Raw genomic sequence first — 18446 nt, forward strand, 5'->3', positions numbered from 1 at the left:
TACAAGTGAGCGGGCAATTTTTAGGCGTTTCAGCTATTGAGAAATTGACTGCTTGAGGGCAGTTGAAGCTGATCAGGGGAGAGTACCCCTGAAATTTGAGTGAGGACTGATCGTCCCGCAGAAGAGAGGGCATCACAAATTGTAATGGTGTCTTCAGTAGTAATAATACGGAATTGAGTAGGGGAGTATCATTTAGCAAGATGAAAAAGGTACTCTGTCCATGCCTCGACCCCGCACTCAAATTAGCCCTCATCTAGACTACGCAGATCTAACTCAGCGGTATGTTCAGTGCCAAGATGCTGGCGAGAAAAACCGTTGGTTGGTGATTCGATTGCTCAGTCATCCAAAGACTCCGATGAGCATCGAACAAACCGCTGAGATTTGTGGACTCAGTTGTAGTGGAGTGCGGAAAATTGCCCGTCGCTACAACGCCGAGGGTGCGGTCGGACTAGTCAATCGGCAACGCTTGAACCCTGGGGGCAATCGGTTGGCTTTAAGTGATGAACAGCAACGGCTATTGCGGCAACGCTTACAGAGTGCCCCGGATGATGGCGGACTCTGGAGTGGACCGAAAGTTGGGGAGTATATCGAAACCTACTTTGGCATTTGCTTACACCCCTCAACAGCCTGGAAGTATCTACGACGTTTGGGGTTGAGCTTGCAGGTGCCGCGTCCGGTGCATCATCAAAGCGCAACCCTTGAGCAGCAAGCAGAGTTCAAAGCAGGATTAGCAGGTCATGTGGCGTGGTTGCGCTCGTTGTTTCCCAATCGGGAGATTGTAATTTGGGCGGAAGACGAAGCTCGATTAGGCTTGCAACCCATTGTCAGGCGGGTTTGGGCACCCATAGGAGAACGCCCATCAGCGCATCATTCTCGCCGCTATCAATGGGTCTACACCTATGGTTTTGTCCATCCTGCCACTGGAGCGAGCTACTTCCTTTTATTGCCCCGTGCCAATGTCTCCATGATGCAGATGGCGTTAGAGCTATTTGCGGCTCAGGTCAATCCCCATCGTCAGCAGTTGATCATTCTATTGGTTGATCAGGCCGCGTGGCATATGAGCCAAAAACTTCAGGTGCCCCCCGGCATTTTCTTCTACCCGCTATTGCCCTATACCCTCCAACTGCAACCCACTGAATGTGTCTGGTCTTTGCTGCGCGAAGCAATCGCTAATCAAGTGTTTGACAATCTTGATGCTTTAGAGGATGTCTTAGTCAAGCGGTGCCAATGGTTGATGCAGCATCCTGTGATAGTTCAAGGCAAAGTGGGCTTTGATTGGATTCAAGCAATTTAATCTGGTCAAAAAGTACTGCCTTCCGCAATTCCGTATAAACCTTCGTTAGATTGGAAATACTAGGATTCCCCAGGGGGCTTTTTTCTAAATTCTGTCCGTAGGGGTCGAGTTGCTTCCTAGCCGACTGAATCTTCAACGCTCCTCGAGGGAGACCAGACCCTTAAAAGCGTGACAGCGAAGCGATTAGAACGAGTTAGTTGGCTGCACAAAGCGAGTGTTAGCGCGAACCAAGCAGTTATCGGCAGTTCGCAGCCAGGGAGAACCGTTAAAGGTGGTCATGGCCAGCCCGGAGCGATCACGAAATGCAGTGATCGGATCGCCCGCGTTGTAAGTGCGGCGAATGGCCCCATTGGGTGTGGCGCGACAGTTGAGAAAGCCATCAGCCGACACGACTCTCCACCCGCGCCAAGTGCTAGATTGAGTGCCACCATTCCACTGATCGACGCTTGCAGGTGTAAAGTCTCCACGCCCATCGGGACGGGGCAAGGCAGCCACTAAATTGAGCGTGACAGTCTGACCGATGACGGGACAAGCTTTGCCGCCTGTAACGTTCCAAGTGACTGAGAATCTTTGCCCAGGGCGATTGTCAATCATATCGATCATGCCTGTACAAACCTGTTCAGCTCCGGGACCAGTACGAAAATCTCGAAACGTGCCTCGATAGCGTGAGACACCACTCTCAGGCACTGGAACACCAGACACATTCGCTGACCCAATCCAATCTTTACCTTGAATTCGGCTCACGTATTCCACGCTCGGTTTCGAGCGACTTGAATCAAGCACGAAGCGAGTTTGTCCCGTTGTCGTAGTGTAAACAGCGGCTGAGGCGGCAGCCGGAAAGGCAAATGATAGTGCGCTGAGCGCCAGAAGATAACGGTATTGCATGGTTCAGTCCTGTAGCTTTGTCTTTTCAAAGTTCATTAGTCCTAGAGAGACTACGCTTGTGTTGCGTGTTGCTACGGAAACAGTCGATAACTTTCTTCGCTGCTCGACCGAAGGGGAGCAGCGAAGAATTCGGAAAAATTTGTACGCTAAAGCGTTCCTGTAGCGTTGAGACCCAGCGTTACCGTGCCAGCGGGCTTAAGTTGGGGTCGAGTTAAACTCAGCGGAGCAGTCACCCACTCCGCTGGTCTACAAAACCGTGCTTGAGACGTTATCCCTCTTAAATCACTCTGACTAGAGACTATCTATTATAGAGGTACGTTTGTCCAGATTCAATTGCCATGCCAGCATCTAGAGCCGCCCGCCCGACGATACATTTTGTGGATGAATACTGCCAATTGTATGAGGACTTATTCCCAGAAGTGCGCAGCTATGAAGCCTTTAAGCTTCTGCATCTGGGGATGATTAGCGAGATTAAACGCAAATCCTTACCTGCCATTGCCAAAGCAGTAGGCTTAAACAATCAGCAAAACTTACATCACTTCCTTACCGAGTCTCCTTGGCAGGTGCAACAGTTACGCCAGAAGCGATTGGAGTTGACCCTCAAGGTACTCAACGGTCGGTCATTGATATTACTGATTGATGAAACTGGAGATTGTAAGAAGGGAAAAAGCACTGATTACGTCAAACGGCAATACATCGGCAACGTCGGTAAGAAGGAAAATGGCATTGTCGCTGTCACTGCCTACGGCTTAGTCGATGGCATGATTGTGCCATTGAGTTTTGAGGTGTATAAACCCAGAGAACGACTCAAAGAGGGAGAAGAGTATCAAAGTAAACCGCAAATTGCGGCAACCATGATTCGACAATTACAAGCACTAGGATTTGAGTTTGAACTGGTGCTCGCCGATAGCTTGTATGGCGAAAGTAAAGTCAACTTTGTCGATGTGCTAGATGAATTAAACCTACCTTACATCCTGGCGATTCGCAGCAACCATGCTTTGTGGCTACCGCAAGACCAGGAGGTGTACCAGGAGCCTTGGCAGACCTTCAAGCGCACCTTTAGTAATGGCACGACAGAAACCCGTCACATGGCTGAGGTGATTTACGGCAAAAGCCACCGCAAGCAGTACTGGCTGTTGACCACTGACCCTGACACGTTACCGGACAACTCAACGTCCTATGTCATGGTCTGTGCCCCGGCAATCAAACTCAAAGATATTGGTGACAGTTATGGCTTTAGAACCTGGATTGAGTATGGTCTCAAACAAGCCAAAGATGCACTCGGGTGGGCAGACTTTCGTATGACCCGCTATGAGCAGATTGAGAAGTGGTGGGAGTTGGTCATGAGTACGTTTTTGATGGTCAGTTTGTTTGCCGACCCATTCAACGACTCCTGTCCACTGGCCCATCAGCGGTTTTCGCAGCACCCGTGGTGGAATAACCAGAGCGGTTGGAAGAACTTACTCAACAACTTGCGTTTAGTTATTCAACCTTTAGTTTGCTTCAATTGGCTTAAACACTGGTTGACGGTTTTTCCCATTGCTTCCCTTCAGTTAGGGTTTGAGCAACTGACGCAGAAGATGAATCAGTTTATCTGTCCACGGGTGCATCAGCTAAACCTCCAACTTATCTTTTCATCTGCTTAGAGTGATTAATGAGGGATATAGCAATACCAAAGCGCGTCAGGACAGTTCTTAAACGCGGCATCGACACAATCCCGAAAGTTGTCAAATTCATCCCACCGTTGCCGCATCCAGTTTTTGAGCACAAACCACCAACGCTCAATCTTGTTCAAGTCAGGAGAATAGGTCGGCAGATACCAGATCTCACATCCTGCTTCAGCCACCAGTTCAGTGATGTATTGAGAGCGATGAAAACTGGCATTGTCAATCACAATGACATCACCGGGTTGCAATTGAGGTAGCAGACATTGCTCTAACCAGATTTCGAATAAGTCTCGGTTGCACGAACCTTCAAAGGTTAGTGGAGCAATCAGCTTTCCTTGACAGAGTGCGGCAATCCAACTGACGCGCTCAGTTCGTTTACCCGATTTGAGCGCGTGGAAGCGTTGCCCAACCTTGCAGTAGCCGTAGGCATAGTCCTCTCGGTTATCAATGCCTGCTTCATCAACGTACACCACCTGAGCCGTTGGTTTTGTCTTCAAGCGTTCCTCAAACTCTTGACGCTTGAGGTCATCGCGTTCTTGATAGCCGTAGGTCTTTTTTTTCGACTTAATCCAAGTTTACCTAACGCATCACTGATGTTTTGCTGACTCACCCCGTCTCCCCACAACTTCGCCATTTCCCCTTGGCTCTTGCCGCCATGCTCTCGGACAAACTCACGAAACCGTTGCCAATCTGTGATTTTATGTCTACATCCCTGCTGATAGTGAGTAATCGCTCGGCACTCTCCTGTTTGCTCTTTTCGCTTCAGCCACAGGTCGAGGGTGTTACGACTGATGTTGAACATCTGACTCACATGACTTTTGCCTTCTCCGCGCTCAACTGCCGCGATCGCTTTTTGGCGAAGGTCATCGCTGTAGGGTCCTGGCATGGGCAATTTCTCTATGCACTCTCATCCCTATGATATGTCCTAGCACTGATTTGTAGCGCTATAACCTCACACGGCTCCTCAACAACTGGGTGCTGGTCACGCATACCTGAATGAACTTGGTCGTGGCAGTGCTGATGTAGTAAAGCCAGATTATCCCACTTGTGATTTTGGTGGTTTCCGTCCACATGGTGGACTTCCAATAGATCCTCTGACCTAAAGTACAGTTCGCAGTTCGAGCATTTTCCGCGTTGGCGTTGCAACAATTTGGCAATCTGCGTCGGTAGCTCTGGATGTTTACCCATCCGAGTTGCCCAATAACTCCAATCCCCATCCAAAGGACTGCGATTGCCTTGGACTTTGATGTGCCGCACAACGGGAGTTTCAACGTGAGTGCAGAGGCACACTCGCTGATTTCCATGTCCGGCAGCAAAGACCCATCCTTCTCCTTGATTGACCAACCAGTAGCGACTGGTTCGCCAATAGCCCGTCTTGTTGGGATGGCGACGATGTGCCCAAGCTCGCAGCTTTTGATAGAGCAAGTAGTCGAGCCTTGAGTAGGCTTTCTTACTGCACTGTGCAGAGTAGTAAGCCGACCAACCCCGAATGATTGGGTTCAGGTGATGGATCAAAGCAGCTTGTGGAGCTGCTTTGTGGCTTCTAACCACGTCCTGCAATCGCTGAACGTGTCTCTGCATCGCTGCTTTGCTGGGTTGGATGATCGTCTTATAACCTTTCATTGACCGCCCGGATCTATATTTGCTCATTCGGTATTGCCGAACTGAGAACCCTAGGAAGTCAAACCCGACCTGCCCATCCACCGGATTGAGAGTGTGGCAGATGCGAGTTTTACTCGGTTTGAGTGCCAGTCCCATTTTCTGCAACCACTTGGAGAGTAACCGTTGGGCTTGTTCGATGCCTTTGCGTTCTGGGTGAATAACCACTAGATCGTCTGCATAGCGAACGAGCTTTGCCCCTTTGCAGTAACGGGCAAGGTAGGTTTCCATACCGTGCAAAGCGACATTTGCCAGCAGGGGGGAGAGCACGCCCTGTACAATGTTGCAAACACCTCCCTAAAGTTTTTAATTTCGATTTCCAGAGAGAAACTGCGCCCTGATTATGGAGATGGCTTTCAGGGTGCCCCCTTGCATTTCATTTAAGCTCAAACTTCCCAGAACTACTGAAATGATAGGTTTCGAGATATCTTGGTATCCCGTTGGTGGAGGAGCCAAACTTTTGAATGTGCATTTTTCCTAAAGTGGCTTTAACCCCTTCTTCTCACTTTGAGGGAAGCCACCATGAATCAGCCCAACCCGAAGCGAAAACGGATATTGGAGGTTCGCGCTAGCTTTGAAGTTTCCCGACTCTCCCCTGAGTACCTTGCCAGTGCTTATGAACAGATTTTGCCCCCTGTACGGCGCGTCGCTTCAATGCCAAAACAAGCATCCGTTATCGATATCAATGCTATAGAAAAACGAATTGGAGAAGAGAATTATGAACAGTCATGATATTCAAGTGGCGATCTATGCGCGTGTCTCTTCAGAACAACAAGTGTCCTCTCATACGATTGAGAGTCAACTATCAATATTGCGGGAAAAGATCACGGCTGATGGATGTGTCTTACAACCCGATTTGCAATTTATTGATGAAGGTTATAGTGGTGCGACACTCTTGCGTCCAGCTCTGGAACAACTGCGTGATCTGGCAGCGACAGGCAGCATCGACCGACTTTACATTCATTCCCCAGATCGCTTGGCTCGCAAATATGCCTATCAAGTCTTGCTCCTGGATGAACTGCAACGAGCTGGGGTGGAAATTGTGTTTCTCAATCGGGCTTTAGGCGACTCTCCCGAGGATGACCTGTTACTGCAAGTTCAAGGCATGGTGGCGGAATATGAACGAGCCAAAATCCTAGAACGAAGCCGCCGTGGGAAGCGCCATGCTGCTCGTTCAGGTTCTGTCAATCCGCTATCCGGTGCGCCTTATGGCTATCACTACATTGATACCCAACAAGGCAATGGGCAAGCGCGTTATGAAGTCCATCCTGAACAGGCACCAGTCGTGCGCCAAATTTTCGATTGGATAGGGCGAGAACAGGCAACGATTGGCGAAGCCTGTCGCCGCCTCCAGCAAGCGGACATTCCCTCACCCAAGGGTAAGCCTGTCTGGGATCGTTCCACCATCTGGGGAATGCTGAACAATCCAGCCTATAAAGGCACGCGATCGGGACAAAGCGACCGCGCTTACGCCCAGGTCGTAGACAGTCGCCCTTTCCTCGTCAAGATTATTCGATCTACGACAAAGACCCGCAGCAGTGGATTTTGATTCCGGTGCCCGCGTTGATTGACTTGAAGCCGTGCAACAACAGTTGCAGGAGAATCGCCAACGCGCCCGCCAAAGTCAAAGAGGCGCAAAATATCTCCTGCAAGGACTCTTAGTTTGTCAGCAGTGTGGCTACGCTTATTACGGTAAACCTGTCAGTCACAAAGCGGCGAAAGGCAAGGTTCGAGAGTATGCTTACTACCGCTGTATTGGCACCGATGCTTATCGCTTTGGCGGAGATCGCATTTGCAGCAATTTGCAAGTCCGCACTGATTTGCTGGAAATGGCAGTATGGCAGCAGGTGCAGGCGTTACTAGAGAATCCGCAGCGACTGACTCAGGAGTATACCCGTCGAGCACAAGCGCCCAAACAGGGACAACACCTTACCGCATTGGAAACGCAATTGACCAAACTGCGACGCGGACTGGAGCGCCTGATTGATAGTTATGCTGAGGGGGTGATTCACAAAGCTGAGTTTGAGCCGCGCATCACTCAGATGCGAGTCCGGATCGCCGCCTTAGAAACTCAGATCGCGCAAGCAACCTCAGAAATGACCCGCCAACAAGAGCTTCGGCTGATCATTGGCCGATTAAAAGACTTTGCCACTCAAGTAAAAACTGGATTAGAACAGTTGGATTGGCAACAGCGCCGGGACATTATTCGCACCTTGGTCAAGCGGGTAGAAATTGACAAAGATCAGGTCAATGTCGTCTTCAGAGTCGAACCCCTTTCACCTGTGCCTGACTCTGATAAAGATTGTTTGCAACATTGTACAGGGCGTGAGGGGACCGCCTTGTGGCACACCTTCCGGCGTTTCACTGTATTGGAAGTGGTCTATCACCCCTGCCCGCAGCCAAGCTCGGATTTGCCGAGTGACCCACGGACTGGCGTTCAGTTTCTCTAACAAGGGTTGCTGCGCGATGGTGTCGAAACACTTGGCAAGGTCTGCATCTAAAACCCATTTGGGTTGATGACAGATTTTGCTATAGATCGCCACCATCGCATCTTGACAGGAACGTCCAGGGCGAAAGCCAAACGAATTTGGCTCAAACTTAGCTTCCCATTGGGGTTCCAACGCCAGCTTAAATAGGGTTTGTCTTGCCCTATCTTCGAGCGTTGGGATATTCAGGGGTCTTTGTTCCTCTAAGTTACCCGGTTTAGCAATCCAGACTCGACGAGTGGGAGAGGCTTTCTCCCAGTGATGCTGGAGACGTTGGGCAAGGTGCAGCCGTTGTTTTGGCGGAAGCGACTTTAAGCCGTCGATACCTGCTGTCTTCCTGCCCGCATTGTCTTGCGTCACGCGTCGGACTGCCAGAACTCTCGCTGCCCAAGAGCGGATCAGAAGACGTTGAAGCCTGCGAACTTTTGCTCGTTGACCACGACAAGCGGCTTGGTAGATTTGCTTTTGCAACTTAAACACCGTTCGCTCCAGCTTGCGCCAGGGAATCGTGCTCCATTCATACGTAGTCGTTAACTCGCTCATGACGTGTTTATTGCGACTGACAACCCTACCTTCCCAGTTGTTGTGTCTCTGTCTGCATATCCTCTGGCTTTCCCAAAGGCATTGGCTTCTGAGACAATCCCTCCTCCTCAACCCATGCGGCTGACGACCTACTCTGGTATCGACCGACCCAGAGAGCAGTTGAGGCGGTTACTTCGTTCCCAACTTCCGTTTTGCGCTGCACGTAGGCTCCCACTTTCCACCGGGATTGTATGAGAGTGCTTGTAGGTAAGATCGGCAACTGCCTGTCTCGAGTCCGTTCCCTTTTGGGCAAGCCCGTCAACCCGCGTAGGCTTGTTGTCGTTGACGATGGTTCAGGTGTGGATTCACTGGCGTTAGCCCTATGCAGCTTTGCTCGGCGGGATTCCCGGTCGGGTTCCGAGTGACCGCCTTTTAGCCCTGCTTCAGACGATTGAGAGTCAGTCGCACACCTGAGGGCTAGGCTGTTACCCCAGCACTAGGGGAGATGGAATTGTCCAGGTTGGACGCACCACACAGAAGTTGAGTTATCAAGGTTCAACACCCTGACTCTGCCCAAGTCAAGCCTGGTGGAGGGGCTTGACTTGGGCAGAAACGAATCGCACGCCGACATACGACCAAAAAAGTGCAAGATGAGCTGGGAAGCCTTATTTGGATTGAGTTTTAGAGAATCTATTGAAGGCGAGGCTCAGCAGCAGCACTTCTGTGGGAGTGGCAGAAGTGCTACGAGAGAATGGGGCTTTCAGCCGTTGAAGCCACATCAAAAGAGGCTATGTATAGCAATGGACGGAAGACTTAGGACAAGGGTCAATTCACAAAGCTCACGGGTGTTGATGTTCATCACCAATCTGTCTTACAGCGGTTCTTGCTTGAGTCAGCCACAATTTGCCAGTCTAAGAGGCAACCAATGCAATATCAAAATTGTCGCCTATGCCAGCCGCCTTATCTGTCGATTTACGTCAACGAATTATGGCAGCGTATGAAGCCAAAGAAGGGTCACAGCGGCAACTGGCAGAGCGCTTTAAGGTGAGTTTATCCTTCATCAGAGATCTGAGACGACACCATCGTGAAACGGGCACCGTGCAACCCAAGCCCCACGGGGGAGGAGCAGTTGCCAAGTTAGGGAAAGAACAGTTGCCCATCGTTGAAGCGTTGGTTACGGCCCAACCGGATGCCCTGCTCGAAGAGTTGTGTGAGCGCTTTGCAAGGGCAACCGGGGTGGAGGTGAGTGTATCGACCATGCAACGAACTGTCTGTAAGCTCAAGTTAAGCGTCAAAAAAAACACTGATTGCCTCTGAACAAGACACGCAACGAGTCAAAGATTTACGATTTGCTCATCGGATGTGGAGTTTCACGATAGACCCGCGTAACTTGGTCTTCATTGATGAGACTGGCATCCATCTGGGCATGACTCGGCTCTATGGTCGCGCCCCAATCGGTGAACGCTTGTACGACAGTGAAGCTCCTGGCGATCAAGGAAAGAATATCTCGTTAATCGGAGGGATGAGTATCGATGGTTTGATTGCCACGATGAGCCTTGTCGGCAGCGTCAATACTGAGGTGTTCTTGTTCTACATCCAGGAGATTTTGATTCCTCAACTGTGGATAGGAGCGATTATTGTCATGGATAACTTACCTGTTCATCATGCCGTAGTGGTGCGAGAGGCAATTGAAGCGGTGGGGGCAAAAGTTGTATTTTTGCCCCCTTATAGCGGTTTTCTGTCGGATGAGGTACGGGCAGAATAATAGAGAGCAAGGGTTTGAGCCTTTAGTTTGTACCTCACAGGAGCCGGAAACGCTATATTCACCAGATCTTTCACCCATTGAATTGTGTTGGTCAAAACTGAAGCAACTTTTGCGCTCGGCTAAGGCTCGAACCCGTGAAGCACTCGACCAAGCCTTGAGCAAAATTATCAATGACTGTATTTCCGCTGATGACGCGCTCGGTTGGTTCGCTCACTGTGGCTTATTTATCTGAAAATCGCTGTAACACACCCGGCGACAGCTATACGACTGATTTTTGATTAGTACAATGTCCAAAATTAGTCCAAACCTCTACTACTCAAGAGTTTCAGCAGTACAGCTTAAATCATCTATTTCCTGAAACTCCTACAGGGAAAGAGTTTCAGCCTCATGGTACACTTTTTGGGTCGTATGTCGGCTCGACCCCAACTAAAGCAGTCTGACTACTTGAAAGCGTTCCCACCTGAGGGCATGGACGTTGTTTCGTGGTATGTCGTCATGGGCATTGGGCAGGTTGTGACTTTGGCAGTGCCGCCGAACCGATTACGGGCAGTAAATGTGGCATTAGAGCGAACAGCCTGGAGCGCGTTTCGGACTGAATTTTATGCCACCTACGATTTTGCCCAGATCGCCAAAAAGTCACGATAGGCGGTATTAGATGGCGATCAGTAGAGTGTTAAATTTAATTGCTTTCTTTGGCAATCTCAATTTTCGTCTTGCAAAATTGAATCCAATACTCTACCATAACGCCCTTCCATAGGTTGAGAAATGATTGAGGATGAAGATGAGGTACTGGCTCAAAGCGCCCATCGGTTAGCTAAGTGGGGAAATTTTGAAGAAGCAGAGGTCATATTCCGTCGAGCAATTCAGCTCAATCCCGATAATGCGGAGACTCGCTATAGTCTCGCATTAGTTCTAAAAAATTTGAATCATTTAGACGAGGCAATCGCAGAATACCGACAAGCCATTCGCATCAATCCCAACTTTCTAGAAGCTCACAACGATTTAGGTAGTTTATTAAAACAGCAGGGCAATGTAGAAGAAGCAATTGCTGAGTTCAGACAGGTCATCTTGATTCAGCCAAACGATTCCAAGGCTTACCACAACTTGGGTGATGCGTTTGCTACTCAAGGCAAAGTAGAGGAGGCGATCACAGCTTATCAACAAGCGATTCAGATTGATCCAGAAAATGGCGCTACTCACGGTGATCTGGGTAGTCTTCTGAGAGAGCAGGGCAGACTGGAAGAAGCGATAACTTCTTATAAAACCGCCCTTCACATTCGTCCTCACGCGATCGATCACTACAATTTGGGCATTGCATTGCAGCAACAGGGTAATCGTGATGGGGCGATCTCAGAGTTCCAGCAAGCAATTCACTTACAGCCAAAGTTTGCAAATGCTCACTCTGAATTGGGTGCAGCATTGGTAGACCAGCAGAATTGGAGCGATGCAATTACCGCCTGCAAGCGAGCAATTCGGTTGGATTCCACGGATGTTAAAGCTGAATTCAACCTGGGATTTGCTCTCAATCAGCAAGGAAGCCGCGAAGAAGCCATCGTTCATCTTCAGCAAGCAAAAGCCCTGGCTCAGACTCAAGGTCTTTCATCGGTTAAGACGATTGAGCAGTATTTACAACAGCTACAGGGTCGCGTAACGGTGGATCCTGAACAACTTGCTGCGATTGAATCTGCTATGAAAAAGGGAGAATGGCAACAAGCAAAGGCTCTTCTACAAAAAAGGATTCAGCAGCACCCAGATGATGCGAATAGCTATTACAACCTGGGAGTAGTGTTTAAGTCGCAAAAGAATCTGAAGAAAGCCGTTACAGCTTACCAGGAAGCAATTCAGATTCGGTCTGATTTTGCTGAAGCACATACTAATTTAGGAAATGCCTTAAGAGGTCTGGGAAAACTAGAGGAGGCTGTTGCAGCCCACCGACAAGCCATTCAACTCAACCCCAATTTGGTTGAAGCATATGTGAATTTGGGCAACGCTCTTGGGGATCAGAATAACCCTGCTGAAGCGATCGCGATGTATCAACAAGCCATTCGCCTCAATCCTGATAGCTTCACTGCCCATAACGCTTTAGGAGCGTCCTATTTAAATATGGGTGATCGAATGGAGGCAATGAAAGCGTTTAAGGAATCCCTTCGGATCAACCCAAACTGCACGGATGCTCAACACAATTTAGCCCTTACGATGTCTCAGCCTGAGATGATTTCTCAACTTAGAGAAGTCGTTCACCTCAATCCAGATGACGAGTCAGTCCATTACGACTTGGGTGTGGCACTATGCAGGCAAAATCAGCTTGATGAAGGAATTACTGAGCTGAGGGAAGCGATTCGCCTCCAGCCACAAGCTACCGCTTCTCGCGCCACTCTATCAGAGGTTTTACAGCATCAAGGAAAGGTGGAAGAGGCAATTGATGTATATCGGGAATTGACGCTCATTGTTCCTGATAATGCTGAGGCACACTACAACTTAGGAGTAATGCTGTCGATGTACGGACAGACAAAAAGTGCAACTGAAGCATTTCAGCAGGTGGTTCGCCTTACCCCAGATGATGCTGAGGCTTATTACCATTTGGGGTGTCTATTCAGCAAACAGGGCAAGATGGCAGATGCGTTCCAATACTTTAAGCAAGCAAGAGATTTAGCAGAAGCTCAAAATAACTTTCTGATGCTTGAAGAACTAAAAGAGCTATTCCCAAATCAAAACCTAAAAGAGTTCTTCTCACCACAAACATTTTTTTTGGGTGCCAAGTCTGCGCCAGCAATCAATGATGGAGAGGAGGCACCTAAGTCTCCTCCAGCAATCAATGATGGAGAGGAGGCATCTGAAAATAGCTATAGTTTCACTCCAATTCTAGTGTTAGGGGCGATTGTTCTAGGCATAGTCCTTTTCCACTCTTGCACTCCTGGAATAGGCACTAATCCCCAACAGAATCAGTTGCCGATCCAAAGTGTACCGAAGTAAAGTCTAGTGTTCTCGGCATTGTGAAGATGTTAGTTTTTAAGCAATGGTCTATTTACGGCTTATGGAGCAGAAATGGAGCAAAAAGAGTCACCAAGGAGCCTCCTGTTAGATGTAGTCAAAAGTGAAGTTGAGAGTCGGCTAAAAGCAGCTCTCTATCACCAAGTTCTGCTCAAACTCTCAAAACAGCCAGCATATTTGCAGGTGAATAAACCTTGGACTCAGGAAGTGAAGATTAAAGCTCAGCCGATCGCCTCACTGCCAACTGACAGCGCTATTATTGATGTCTTCAATCAGCCAGAAGTCACAGGCAGACTACTAATTTTAGGTGCACCGGGGTCGGGGAAAACGACAACTCTCTTAGAACTGGCAAGAGATCTGCTTGCTTGTGCTAAGAAAAATCCTAATGCACCTATTCCAGTTTTATTGAACCTTTCAACTTGGAAAGGCGATCAGCAACCGATTTGCAACTGGTTACTAGCAGAACTTAAATTCAATTATGGAGTACACATAAAAATTGCTGAGAGATGGTTAAGTAATCATCAACTGCTACCGTTATTGGATGGATTGGATGAACTGCAACCATGGCAGCAAGAAGAATGTGTTCAAGCAATTAATCACTGGCTATGGCAGGCTCACGGACCTAGACAAATCGTGGTCTGTAGCCGTTTAGAAGAGTATCAAAGCTTTAGAACTCGGTTTTTGCTGAATGCAGCGATTTTCTTGCATCCGTTGAGCTATGACCAAATTCATTGCTATCTCAAAGATCTGGGTTGTTCCAATCTTTGGGACGCTATTAAGCATGACTTCGGCTTAGTGCAGATGGTACAGACTCCACTGTTCCTTAACATGATGATATTAGCGGGACAAAGCCTATCGATTTCCCAGTGGCAGTCCTTTAAAATGAGAAGAGATAAACGTCGGTACTTGTTAGATGCCTACATTGGGCAAATGCTGGAATTGCAAACTGAAAAGAAGCTTATTAACCAGTTTTACTCTAAAGACCAGCAGCCATCCTCCCAAAGGACTCAGTATTGGTTAAGTCGGCTAGCGAAACAACTGCAAAAAGACTTTCAGACAGAGTTTTGGATTGAGGAAATGCAGCCTCATTGGTTACAGCCTGGTATGCAGAGATGGATTTACAGCAATCTGTTTGGATTACCTTTTGCCCTGATGCTGGCATTATTATTGTCAGCATTTGTTGAGGGGGCTATGGGATGGCTTACCAAGCTACTTTTGTGGATTGCATTTGGATATTTCTTCAACCTTAGGGATCGTGAAATTAGATCAATTGAACAGGTGAGGTGGCATTGGCAAGATTCAGTCAGGCTGTTGCTCCAGGCATTAGGTTATGGACTGCTTACAGGTCTGATCATGAAGTTGAAGGGAAATGAAATAGATCTGACGCTTCTGGAGTTACTACTAGTTGTATTATTCAGTGGGTTGCTTATTGGATTTTTTGGTGGACTAAAAAGCTCCGCGATTCAGACAAAGACCATTCCAAATCAGGGAATCTGGTTGTCGTTCATCAACGGTGGAATTGTTGGACTTGGTGTTGTTCTAATCTTTGGATTATTCTTTGCACTTATTAGCGGTCTATTGAATAGAACACTGGCAGGGTTAATGCTTGGGTTAAACATTGGGTTGGCTGTTGGGGTCTTCCCTGCATTGGTCGGTGGCTTGCTTTTTGGTGGTGGGGTTTGTATTCAGCATCTCTCCCTGCGTTTGGTTCTGTGGGCAAACGGTTATACTCCTTGGAACTATGGTCGCTTCCTTAATTACGCAACAGATCGACTATTGTTGCAGCGAGTAGGCGGACACTATCGTTTTATTCATCGTTTAGTGCAAGAACACTTTGCTGAAATGAAAATTTCACGATGATAAGGGGTATGACAATGTTCCTGGCAATTAAGTACCACATCGGCTGAAACCTTTTCTTGGTGGAAGGTCCAGACTGTGATCTTGCCTATTTTAGACACAGTTGATGAACAGAAACATTTGCCAGGAAAGGATGGCAGGGATTGATTGATAACTTCTGCGGCTACCGATTTAAGCCGGGACAGTGGGTAGGAAGGGAGTTCTAGCTTTGGCAGCAGCTTTGCCGCGCCGCGCTTGCGGGAGGACTGGCATCTGTTGAACTAGCCACTCGAAGAGGTCAGGAGAGGGTTTACCAAAAAGACGTTCAGCCGCTGTCGAGCCATCAGAGCGTTGGAGGTGGAAGTTGTGGATCGTGGTCATCACCCGTAAACGTCGGGTCGATAAGCCTCGGCGATTGTGATGAATCTGGCTCAGGTAGCCGTTGCGTCCTTCAACCGGAGAAGAGGTTCGTTGGAATTTAGTCACCATCGAGGTTGCCCAAGTTTGCCACTGGGTGAACTGCTCACAAGACATCGCCGTGGTGATAGGGTGGCGCATTAACGCGGCTTGAGCGTGTTGGGCCGCGATTTGGTAAGCAGCCTTAAGGGTTGGGTTTTTCGTGCGAACACTTTGCTGGTGCCAGTAGTGGACCGGCAACAGGTGTTGCTTCACCCAATCGCCCGTGGATCGCTCACAGTCTCGAACGCTCAAGCTTTGCTCGACCCACTTCCACCAGAGGTCAACCACGGCTGCCAAGTCGTGCCGTTGACGCTCAAACTTGGAGAGACTGCCCGGTTTATCTGACAGTTGATCGGTTTGTTTCAGGGTGCGCAGGGTGGTCGCTTGCTGCTGGAATTCAGATTCAACCATTTTGCTCGTCTGAGGAATGCCCAACCGAATCGCAAAAGGATGGAGCGTGGTCGTCAGTTGATGCAAGATGGATCGGTATTGGGTTTGAGCCTGCTCTAACCCACTTTGCTGGACTTGCAGTTGCTGCTTTAAGGAGGCATTTGCTGTCGAGTCATCCAACTCGCGCAGTCGTCGGTTGACTCGAAACAGGTGTTCAGACAACTCACTGCCTATCCCTTGCGACAGTTCCCGCAACGCATGAAACAGATCGGCGATACTCGGACACCCCAGTTCATCAAGCGCAAGTTTGACCAAGGCTTTGGCTCGGTCACTGACACAGTAATGGATGTTCAACCCTAGTTTGCTCAACGCTTGCTGGGTATGCTGTTGCCAGGTTTCGTAGCGATAGTCTTGGGACATCTCCTCCACCAGGATGAAGCCACTGGGTAAGTCCAACAGGACTAACACTACCTGGTCAAGGAACGTTTCATCGACGCTGACACACGCTTCAACCGGCGTTTGAGGGTGCTCCAACTGAGACTGTTGCAGACGTTGATAGTCCAGAATTTGCGTCTCCATCTGGGTACGAATCTGGCGCAAGGAGCTAACGGAAACCCCCACCTGTTGTTCTAGTCCCAGCAGTCGGAAGAACTCAGCTAAGCTCTCACAGCCCACTCCTCGCTTGAAGCAGAAGATAAACACCGTGGCAACCACCAGCCGTTTTAACCACTGCGCTCCGATGGCACTCTCCCACACCCTTGACTCTGGATACTGATGCCGACGCGTCATGGCTTGCTGATGTCGATGCACACTACTCTTGGAAATTCCGGTTGCCTGAGCAATGGCTCGAATCGTCAGGGGTCCTTTTGCAGAAAATGCTTGGAAGACTTTTTGACGCCGTTCTCGTATATTGAGTCTCATCCGTTCCCTCATTTAACTCTTGAGGGTAGGATACTTGCCCTCGCGCTTAGTCACAGGGTTTTTCCATGATGAGGCCAATTCTACCTGCTCAGGGCATTGCTGTCCCGCTTTATGTTGGTAGCCGCTCCACTTATCAATGCCGTCATGCCATCGACAACGTCTTGAGCTTTGTTTTTAAGCCGGTCGTTACAGGAACAGCAGATAGAGGGAAATAGCCTTAGCGTGATTTTCTGTGCGGCTACTCATTTAACCCCTTTAACGTGTACGTCTCAATGAGACTGAAAGGCAATTTTTGAAATAGTTGCTGAGCAAATATTCTAGCCTTGACGTGATTTCCTGTTCCGTTGCACCTCAAACCCCATACTTCTCTGGCGCATGTGGACCTTTTTTACATGCACAACTTGCACTTGCAGTAAACGTTAATATATATTAAGCCGATTTAATGTAAGTTAACGTTTCATCACTTAATCATGTCTACTTCTCTCATTAGAACTCTTGCGTGAATCAAGAAGAGAGCGAAAGTTCACAGTTGATGATCGCCGCAATCAGGTTGAAGCGCAACCCGAAGCGCTTGCGTCGATTTCGATACCGTTCAGCCAGAATCCGAAAAATCTTGAGCTTGCGGTTGACATGCTCAGCGACTACTCGCAATCGGGCTAGATTTCGGTTGTGCTGCCGCTCAGCTTTGCTCAATTTGCCTTTACGGGGCTTTTTGGTTGGAGTGCAACTACAGGGATGTAGCTTTGCCATACCCTGATAGCCTCTGTCCGCTAAACACAACTGCTCCGGCAGCATCGGCAGGCGATGGAGCTTGAACAAGCGAAAGTCATGGACTCGCCCTTTGCCAAAGGCTGTGCAGATAATCTGTCCAGTCGCTTGATTGACTACCACTTGAGCTTTTAGGGTATGCCGCTTTTTCTTGCCGCTGTAGTAGCCTCGCTGTTTTTTTGGGGACGCTCAATGGGGCTTTCAGTCACATCCACTGCCACTACGCTCCAAGTACTGGCATTCTGGTAGAGTTGCTTTTTGCCGGGTAGCCGAAACTGGTCTGAATTGGTCAATAATCCTTCCACCTTTTGAATCAATCGACATACGGCTGACTCGCTCATCCCCCACGTGGTGGCGATATGAAACTGTGTCCGGTATTCTCGCCAGTATTCAAGTACGACCAACAATTGGTCTTCTACGCTTAATTTGCACTGTCCACCCCGTTTTCCCCTGCGGTCAAGATCGGGACGCAATATTGCTACCATCTGCTCAAACGTTTCAAGGTGAACCCCACATCGACGTTTGAAAGCTCCGGGTTTAAGTTGGCTAAGTTGCTCGTAGGTCATAATATCCTCCTCCTTGACCTAGTTCTAGCTGCTTACATACATTCACGCAAGAGGTCTATTCTGAAGCTCTTTAAATCAAGCACGAACCCAGGCTTTTGGTCCCAATCTGCTTGGACCATATTACGAGTTTGTTTAGGCATCATGATTGTCCATAACGGACTGGATAAGTTATCAGATATTCCAAACTTCGCTGAAGCCTATGTAAAAGTGATTGGCTTGCCGTTTCCTATCTTCTTT

17 protein-coding genes and 1 pseudogene are annotated in these 18446 nt (G+C 48.7%); 12 read left to right on the forward strand and 6 right to left on the reverse strand.

Going from position 1 to position 18446, the window contains the following annotated elements; translation table 11 throughout:
* Positions 1–220 precede the first annotated feature (220 nt).
* Positions 221–1294, forward strand: coding sequence for an IS630 family transposase (locus JOY44_RS30505; RefSeq protein ID WP_171571797.1), 1074 nt, complete (start codon positions 221–223; stop codon positions 1292–1294).
* Positions 1295–1477: 183 nt separating this feature from the next.
* Here JOY44_RS30505 and JOY44_RS30510 read toward each other — a convergent pair whose 3' ends face one another.
* On the reverse strand, positions 1478–2179 hold the full coding sequence (locus JOY44_RS30510; protein ID WP_171577103.1) for a hypothetical protein: 702 nt from the start codon (positions 2177–2179) through the stop codon (positions 1478–1480).
* A 338-nt stretch (positions 2180–2517) separates the two neighbouring features.
* On the opposite strand from JOY44_RS30510, the gene JOY44_RS30515 reads away from it, so the two are divergent.
* A complete protein-coding gene (locus JOY44_RS30515) occupies positions 2518–3825 on the forward strand; it encodes an IS701 family transposase (protein ID WP_171573592.1) in 1308 nt (435 codons plus the stop codon).
* A gap of 5 nt (positions 3826–3830) precedes the next feature.
* Here the strand turns inward: JOY44_RS30515 and JOY44_RS30520 are convergent.
* A protein-coding gene (locus JOY44_RS30520) for an IS630 family transposase (protein ID WP_242541967.1) occupies positions 3831–4732 on the reverse strand; the annotation gives its coding sequence in 2 pieces (ribosomal slippage) (positions 3831–4403 and positions 4406–4732; 900 coding nt in all).
* 11 nt (positions 4733–4743) lie between these two features.
* Positions 4744–5775, reverse strand: coding sequence for a group II intron reverse transcriptase (locus tag JOY44_RS30525; RefSeq protein WP_171577104.1), 1032 nt, complete (start codon positions 5773–5775; stop codon positions 4744–4746).
* 252 nt (positions 5776–6027) lie between these two features.
* Between JOY44_RS30525 and JOY44_RS30530 the strand changes: the two genes are divergently transcribed.
* The 3 genes and pseudogenes from JOY44_RS30530 to JOY44_RS32010 form a co-directional block, all read left to right on the forward strand.
* The gene (locus JOY44_RS30530; RefSeq protein ID WP_171573166.1) at positions 6028–6237 is read left to right on the forward strand and encodes a hypothetical protein; all 210 of its coding nucleotides are present in this window, start codon (positions 6028–6030) and stop codon (positions 6235–6237) included.
* A complete protein-coding gene (locus JOY44_RS30535; RefSeq protein WP_197985722.1) occupies positions 6224–7054 on the forward strand; it encodes a recombinase family protein in 831 nt (276 codons plus the stop codon). Before JOY44_RS30530 ends, JOY44_RS30535 begins: the two co-directional genes overlap by 14 nt.
* Before the next feature lie 31 nt (positions 7055–7085).
* A pseudogene (locus JOY44_RS32010) lies at positions 7086–7298 on the forward strand (zinc ribbon domain-containing protein); the annotation flags it as partial.
* 483 nt (positions 7299–7781) lie between these two features.
* Here JOY44_RS32010 and JOY44_RS30540 read toward each other — a convergent pair.
* Complete coding sequence (locus tag JOY44_RS30540) at positions 7782–8534, reverse strand: reverse transcriptase N-terminal domain-containing protein (protein ID WP_171577105.1); 753 nt, start codon at positions 8532–8534, stop codon at positions 7782–7784.
* A gap of 927 nt (positions 8535–9461) precedes the next feature.
* Between JOY44_RS30540 and JOY44_RS30545 the strand changes: the two genes are divergently transcribed.
* From JOY44_RS30545 to JOY44_RS30565, 5 genes are all read left to right on the forward strand, one after another.
* Positions 9462–9830: a helix-turn-helix domain-containing protein gene (locus JOY44_RS30545; protein ID WP_171572621.1), complete on the forward strand. Its 369-nt coding sequence runs from the start codon at positions 9462–9464 to the stop codon at positions 9828–9830.
* Positions 9831–9903: 73 nt separating this feature from the next.
* A complete protein-coding gene (locus tag JOY44_RS30550; RefSeq protein ID WP_171577106.1) occupies positions 9904–10278 on the forward strand; it encodes a transposase in 375 nt (124 codons plus the stop codon).
* A gap of 387 nt (positions 10279–10665) precedes the next feature.
* Positions 10666–10923, forward strand: coding sequence for a hypothetical protein (locus JOY44_RS30555; RefSeq protein ID WP_171577107.1), 258 nt, complete (start codon positions 10666–10668; stop codon positions 10921–10923).
* 120 nt (positions 10924–11043) lie between these two features.
* Entirely contained in the window at positions 11044–13251 is a 2208-nt protein-coding gene (locus JOY44_RS30560; protein ID WP_171577108.1) for a tetratricopeptide repeat protein, read from the forward strand.
* A 72-nt stretch (positions 13252–13323) separates the two neighbouring features.
* Positions 13324–15129: an NACHT domain-containing protein gene (locus tag JOY44_RS30565; RefSeq protein WP_171577109.1), complete on the forward strand. Its 1806-nt coding sequence runs from the start codon at positions 13324–13326 to the stop codon at positions 15127–15129.
* Between the two features lie 168 nt (positions 15130–15297).
* Here the strand turns inward: JOY44_RS30565 and JOY44_RS30570 are convergent, their stop codons facing one another.
* Positions 15298–16875 carry a DUF6399 domain-containing protein gene (locus JOY44_RS30570; RefSeq protein WP_171577110.1) on the reverse strand — a complete coding sequence of 526 codons (1578 nt, stop codon included), beginning with the start codon at positions 16873–16875 and terminating at the stop codon, positions 15298–15300.
* Between the two features lie 65 nt (positions 16876–16940).
* Here JOY44_RS30570 and JOY44_RS30575 point away from each other — a divergent pair, with 65 nt between their 5' ends.
* Positions 16941–17090, forward strand: a complete 150-nt coding sequence (locus JOY44_RS30575) for a hypothetical protein (protein WP_171577111.1) — start codon at positions 16941–16943, stop codon at positions 17088–17090.
* A 289-nt stretch (positions 17091–17379) separates the two neighbouring features.
* Here JOY44_RS30575 and JOY44_RS30580 read toward each other — a convergent pair.
* Positions 17380–18209 (reverse strand): IS5 family transposase gene (locus JOY44_RS30580; RefSeq protein ID WP_197985111.1). Its coding sequence is split into 2 segments (ribosomal slippage): positions 17380–17825 and positions 17825–18209, totalling 831 coding nucleotides; the frame shifts between segments, so codons are not numbered across the junction.
* 36 nt (positions 18210–18245) lie between these two features.
* Here JOY44_RS30580 and JOY44_RS33200 point away from each other — a divergent pair.
* The coding region (locus tag JOY44_RS33200) for a DoxX family protein (RefSeq protein WP_242541971.1) at positions 18246–18446 on the forward strand (201 nt) is incomplete at its 3' end.

Source organism: Leptolyngbya sp. Cla-17 (assembly GCF_016807185.1).
Lineage (GTDB): Bacteria > Cyanobacteriota > Cyanobacteriia > Leptolyngbyales > Leptolyngbyaceae > ULC077BIN1.

What these genes read in the sequence shown, in the direction of transcription:
- JOY44_RS30515 (WP_171573592.1), top strand. Translation starts at nt 2,518, where the DNA reads ATGCCAGCATCTAGAGCCGCCCGCCCGACGATACATTTTGTGGATGAA.
- JOY44_RS30570 (WP_171577110.1), bottom strand. Translation starts at nt 16,875, where the DNA reads ATGAGACTCAATATACGAGAACGGCGTCAAAAAGTCTTCCAAGCATTT.
- JOY44_RS30505 (WP_171571797.1), top strand. Translation starts at nt 221, where the DNA reads ATGCCTCGACCCCGCACTCAAATTAGCCCTCATCTAGACTACGCAGAT.
- JOY44_RS30555 (WP_171577107.1), top strand. Translation starts at nt 10,666, where the DNA reads ATGGTACACTTTTTGGGTCGTATGTCGGCTCGACCCCAACTAAAGCAG.
- JOY44_RS30510 (WP_171577103.1), bottom strand. Translation starts at nt 2,179, where the DNA reads ATGCAATACCGTTATCTTCTGGCGCTCAGCGCACTATCATTTGCCTTT.
- JOY44_RS30560 (WP_171577108.1), top strand. Translation starts at nt 11,044, where the DNA reads ATGATTGAGGATGAAGATGAGGTACTGGCTCAAAGCGCCCATCGGTTA.
- JOY44_RS30530 (WP_171573166.1), top strand. Translation starts at nt 6,028, where the DNA reads ATGAATCAGCCCAACCCGAAGCGAAAACGGATATTGGAGGTTCGCGCT.
- JOY44_RS30545 (WP_171572621.1), top strand. Translation starts at nt 9,462, where the DNA reads ATGCCAGCCGCCTTATCTGTCGATTTACGTCAACGAATTATGGCAGCG.
- JOY44_RS30575 (WP_171577111.1), top strand. Translation starts at nt 16,941, where the DNA reads ATGATGAGGCCAATTCTACCTGCTCAGGGCATTGCTGTCCCGCTTTAT.
- JOY44_RS30535 (WP_197985722.1), top strand. Translation starts at nt 6,224, where the DNA reads ATGAACAGTCATGATATTCAAGTGGCGATCTATGCGCGTGTCTCTTCA.
- JOY44_RS30565 (WP_171577109.1), top strand. Translation starts at nt 13,324, where the DNA reads ATGGAGCAAAAAGAGTCACCAAGGAGCCTCCTGTTAGATGTAGTCAAA.
- JOY44_RS30540 (WP_171577105.1), bottom strand. Translation starts at nt 8,534, where the DNA reads ATGAGCGAGTTAACGACTACGTATGAATGGAGCACGATTCCCTGGCGC.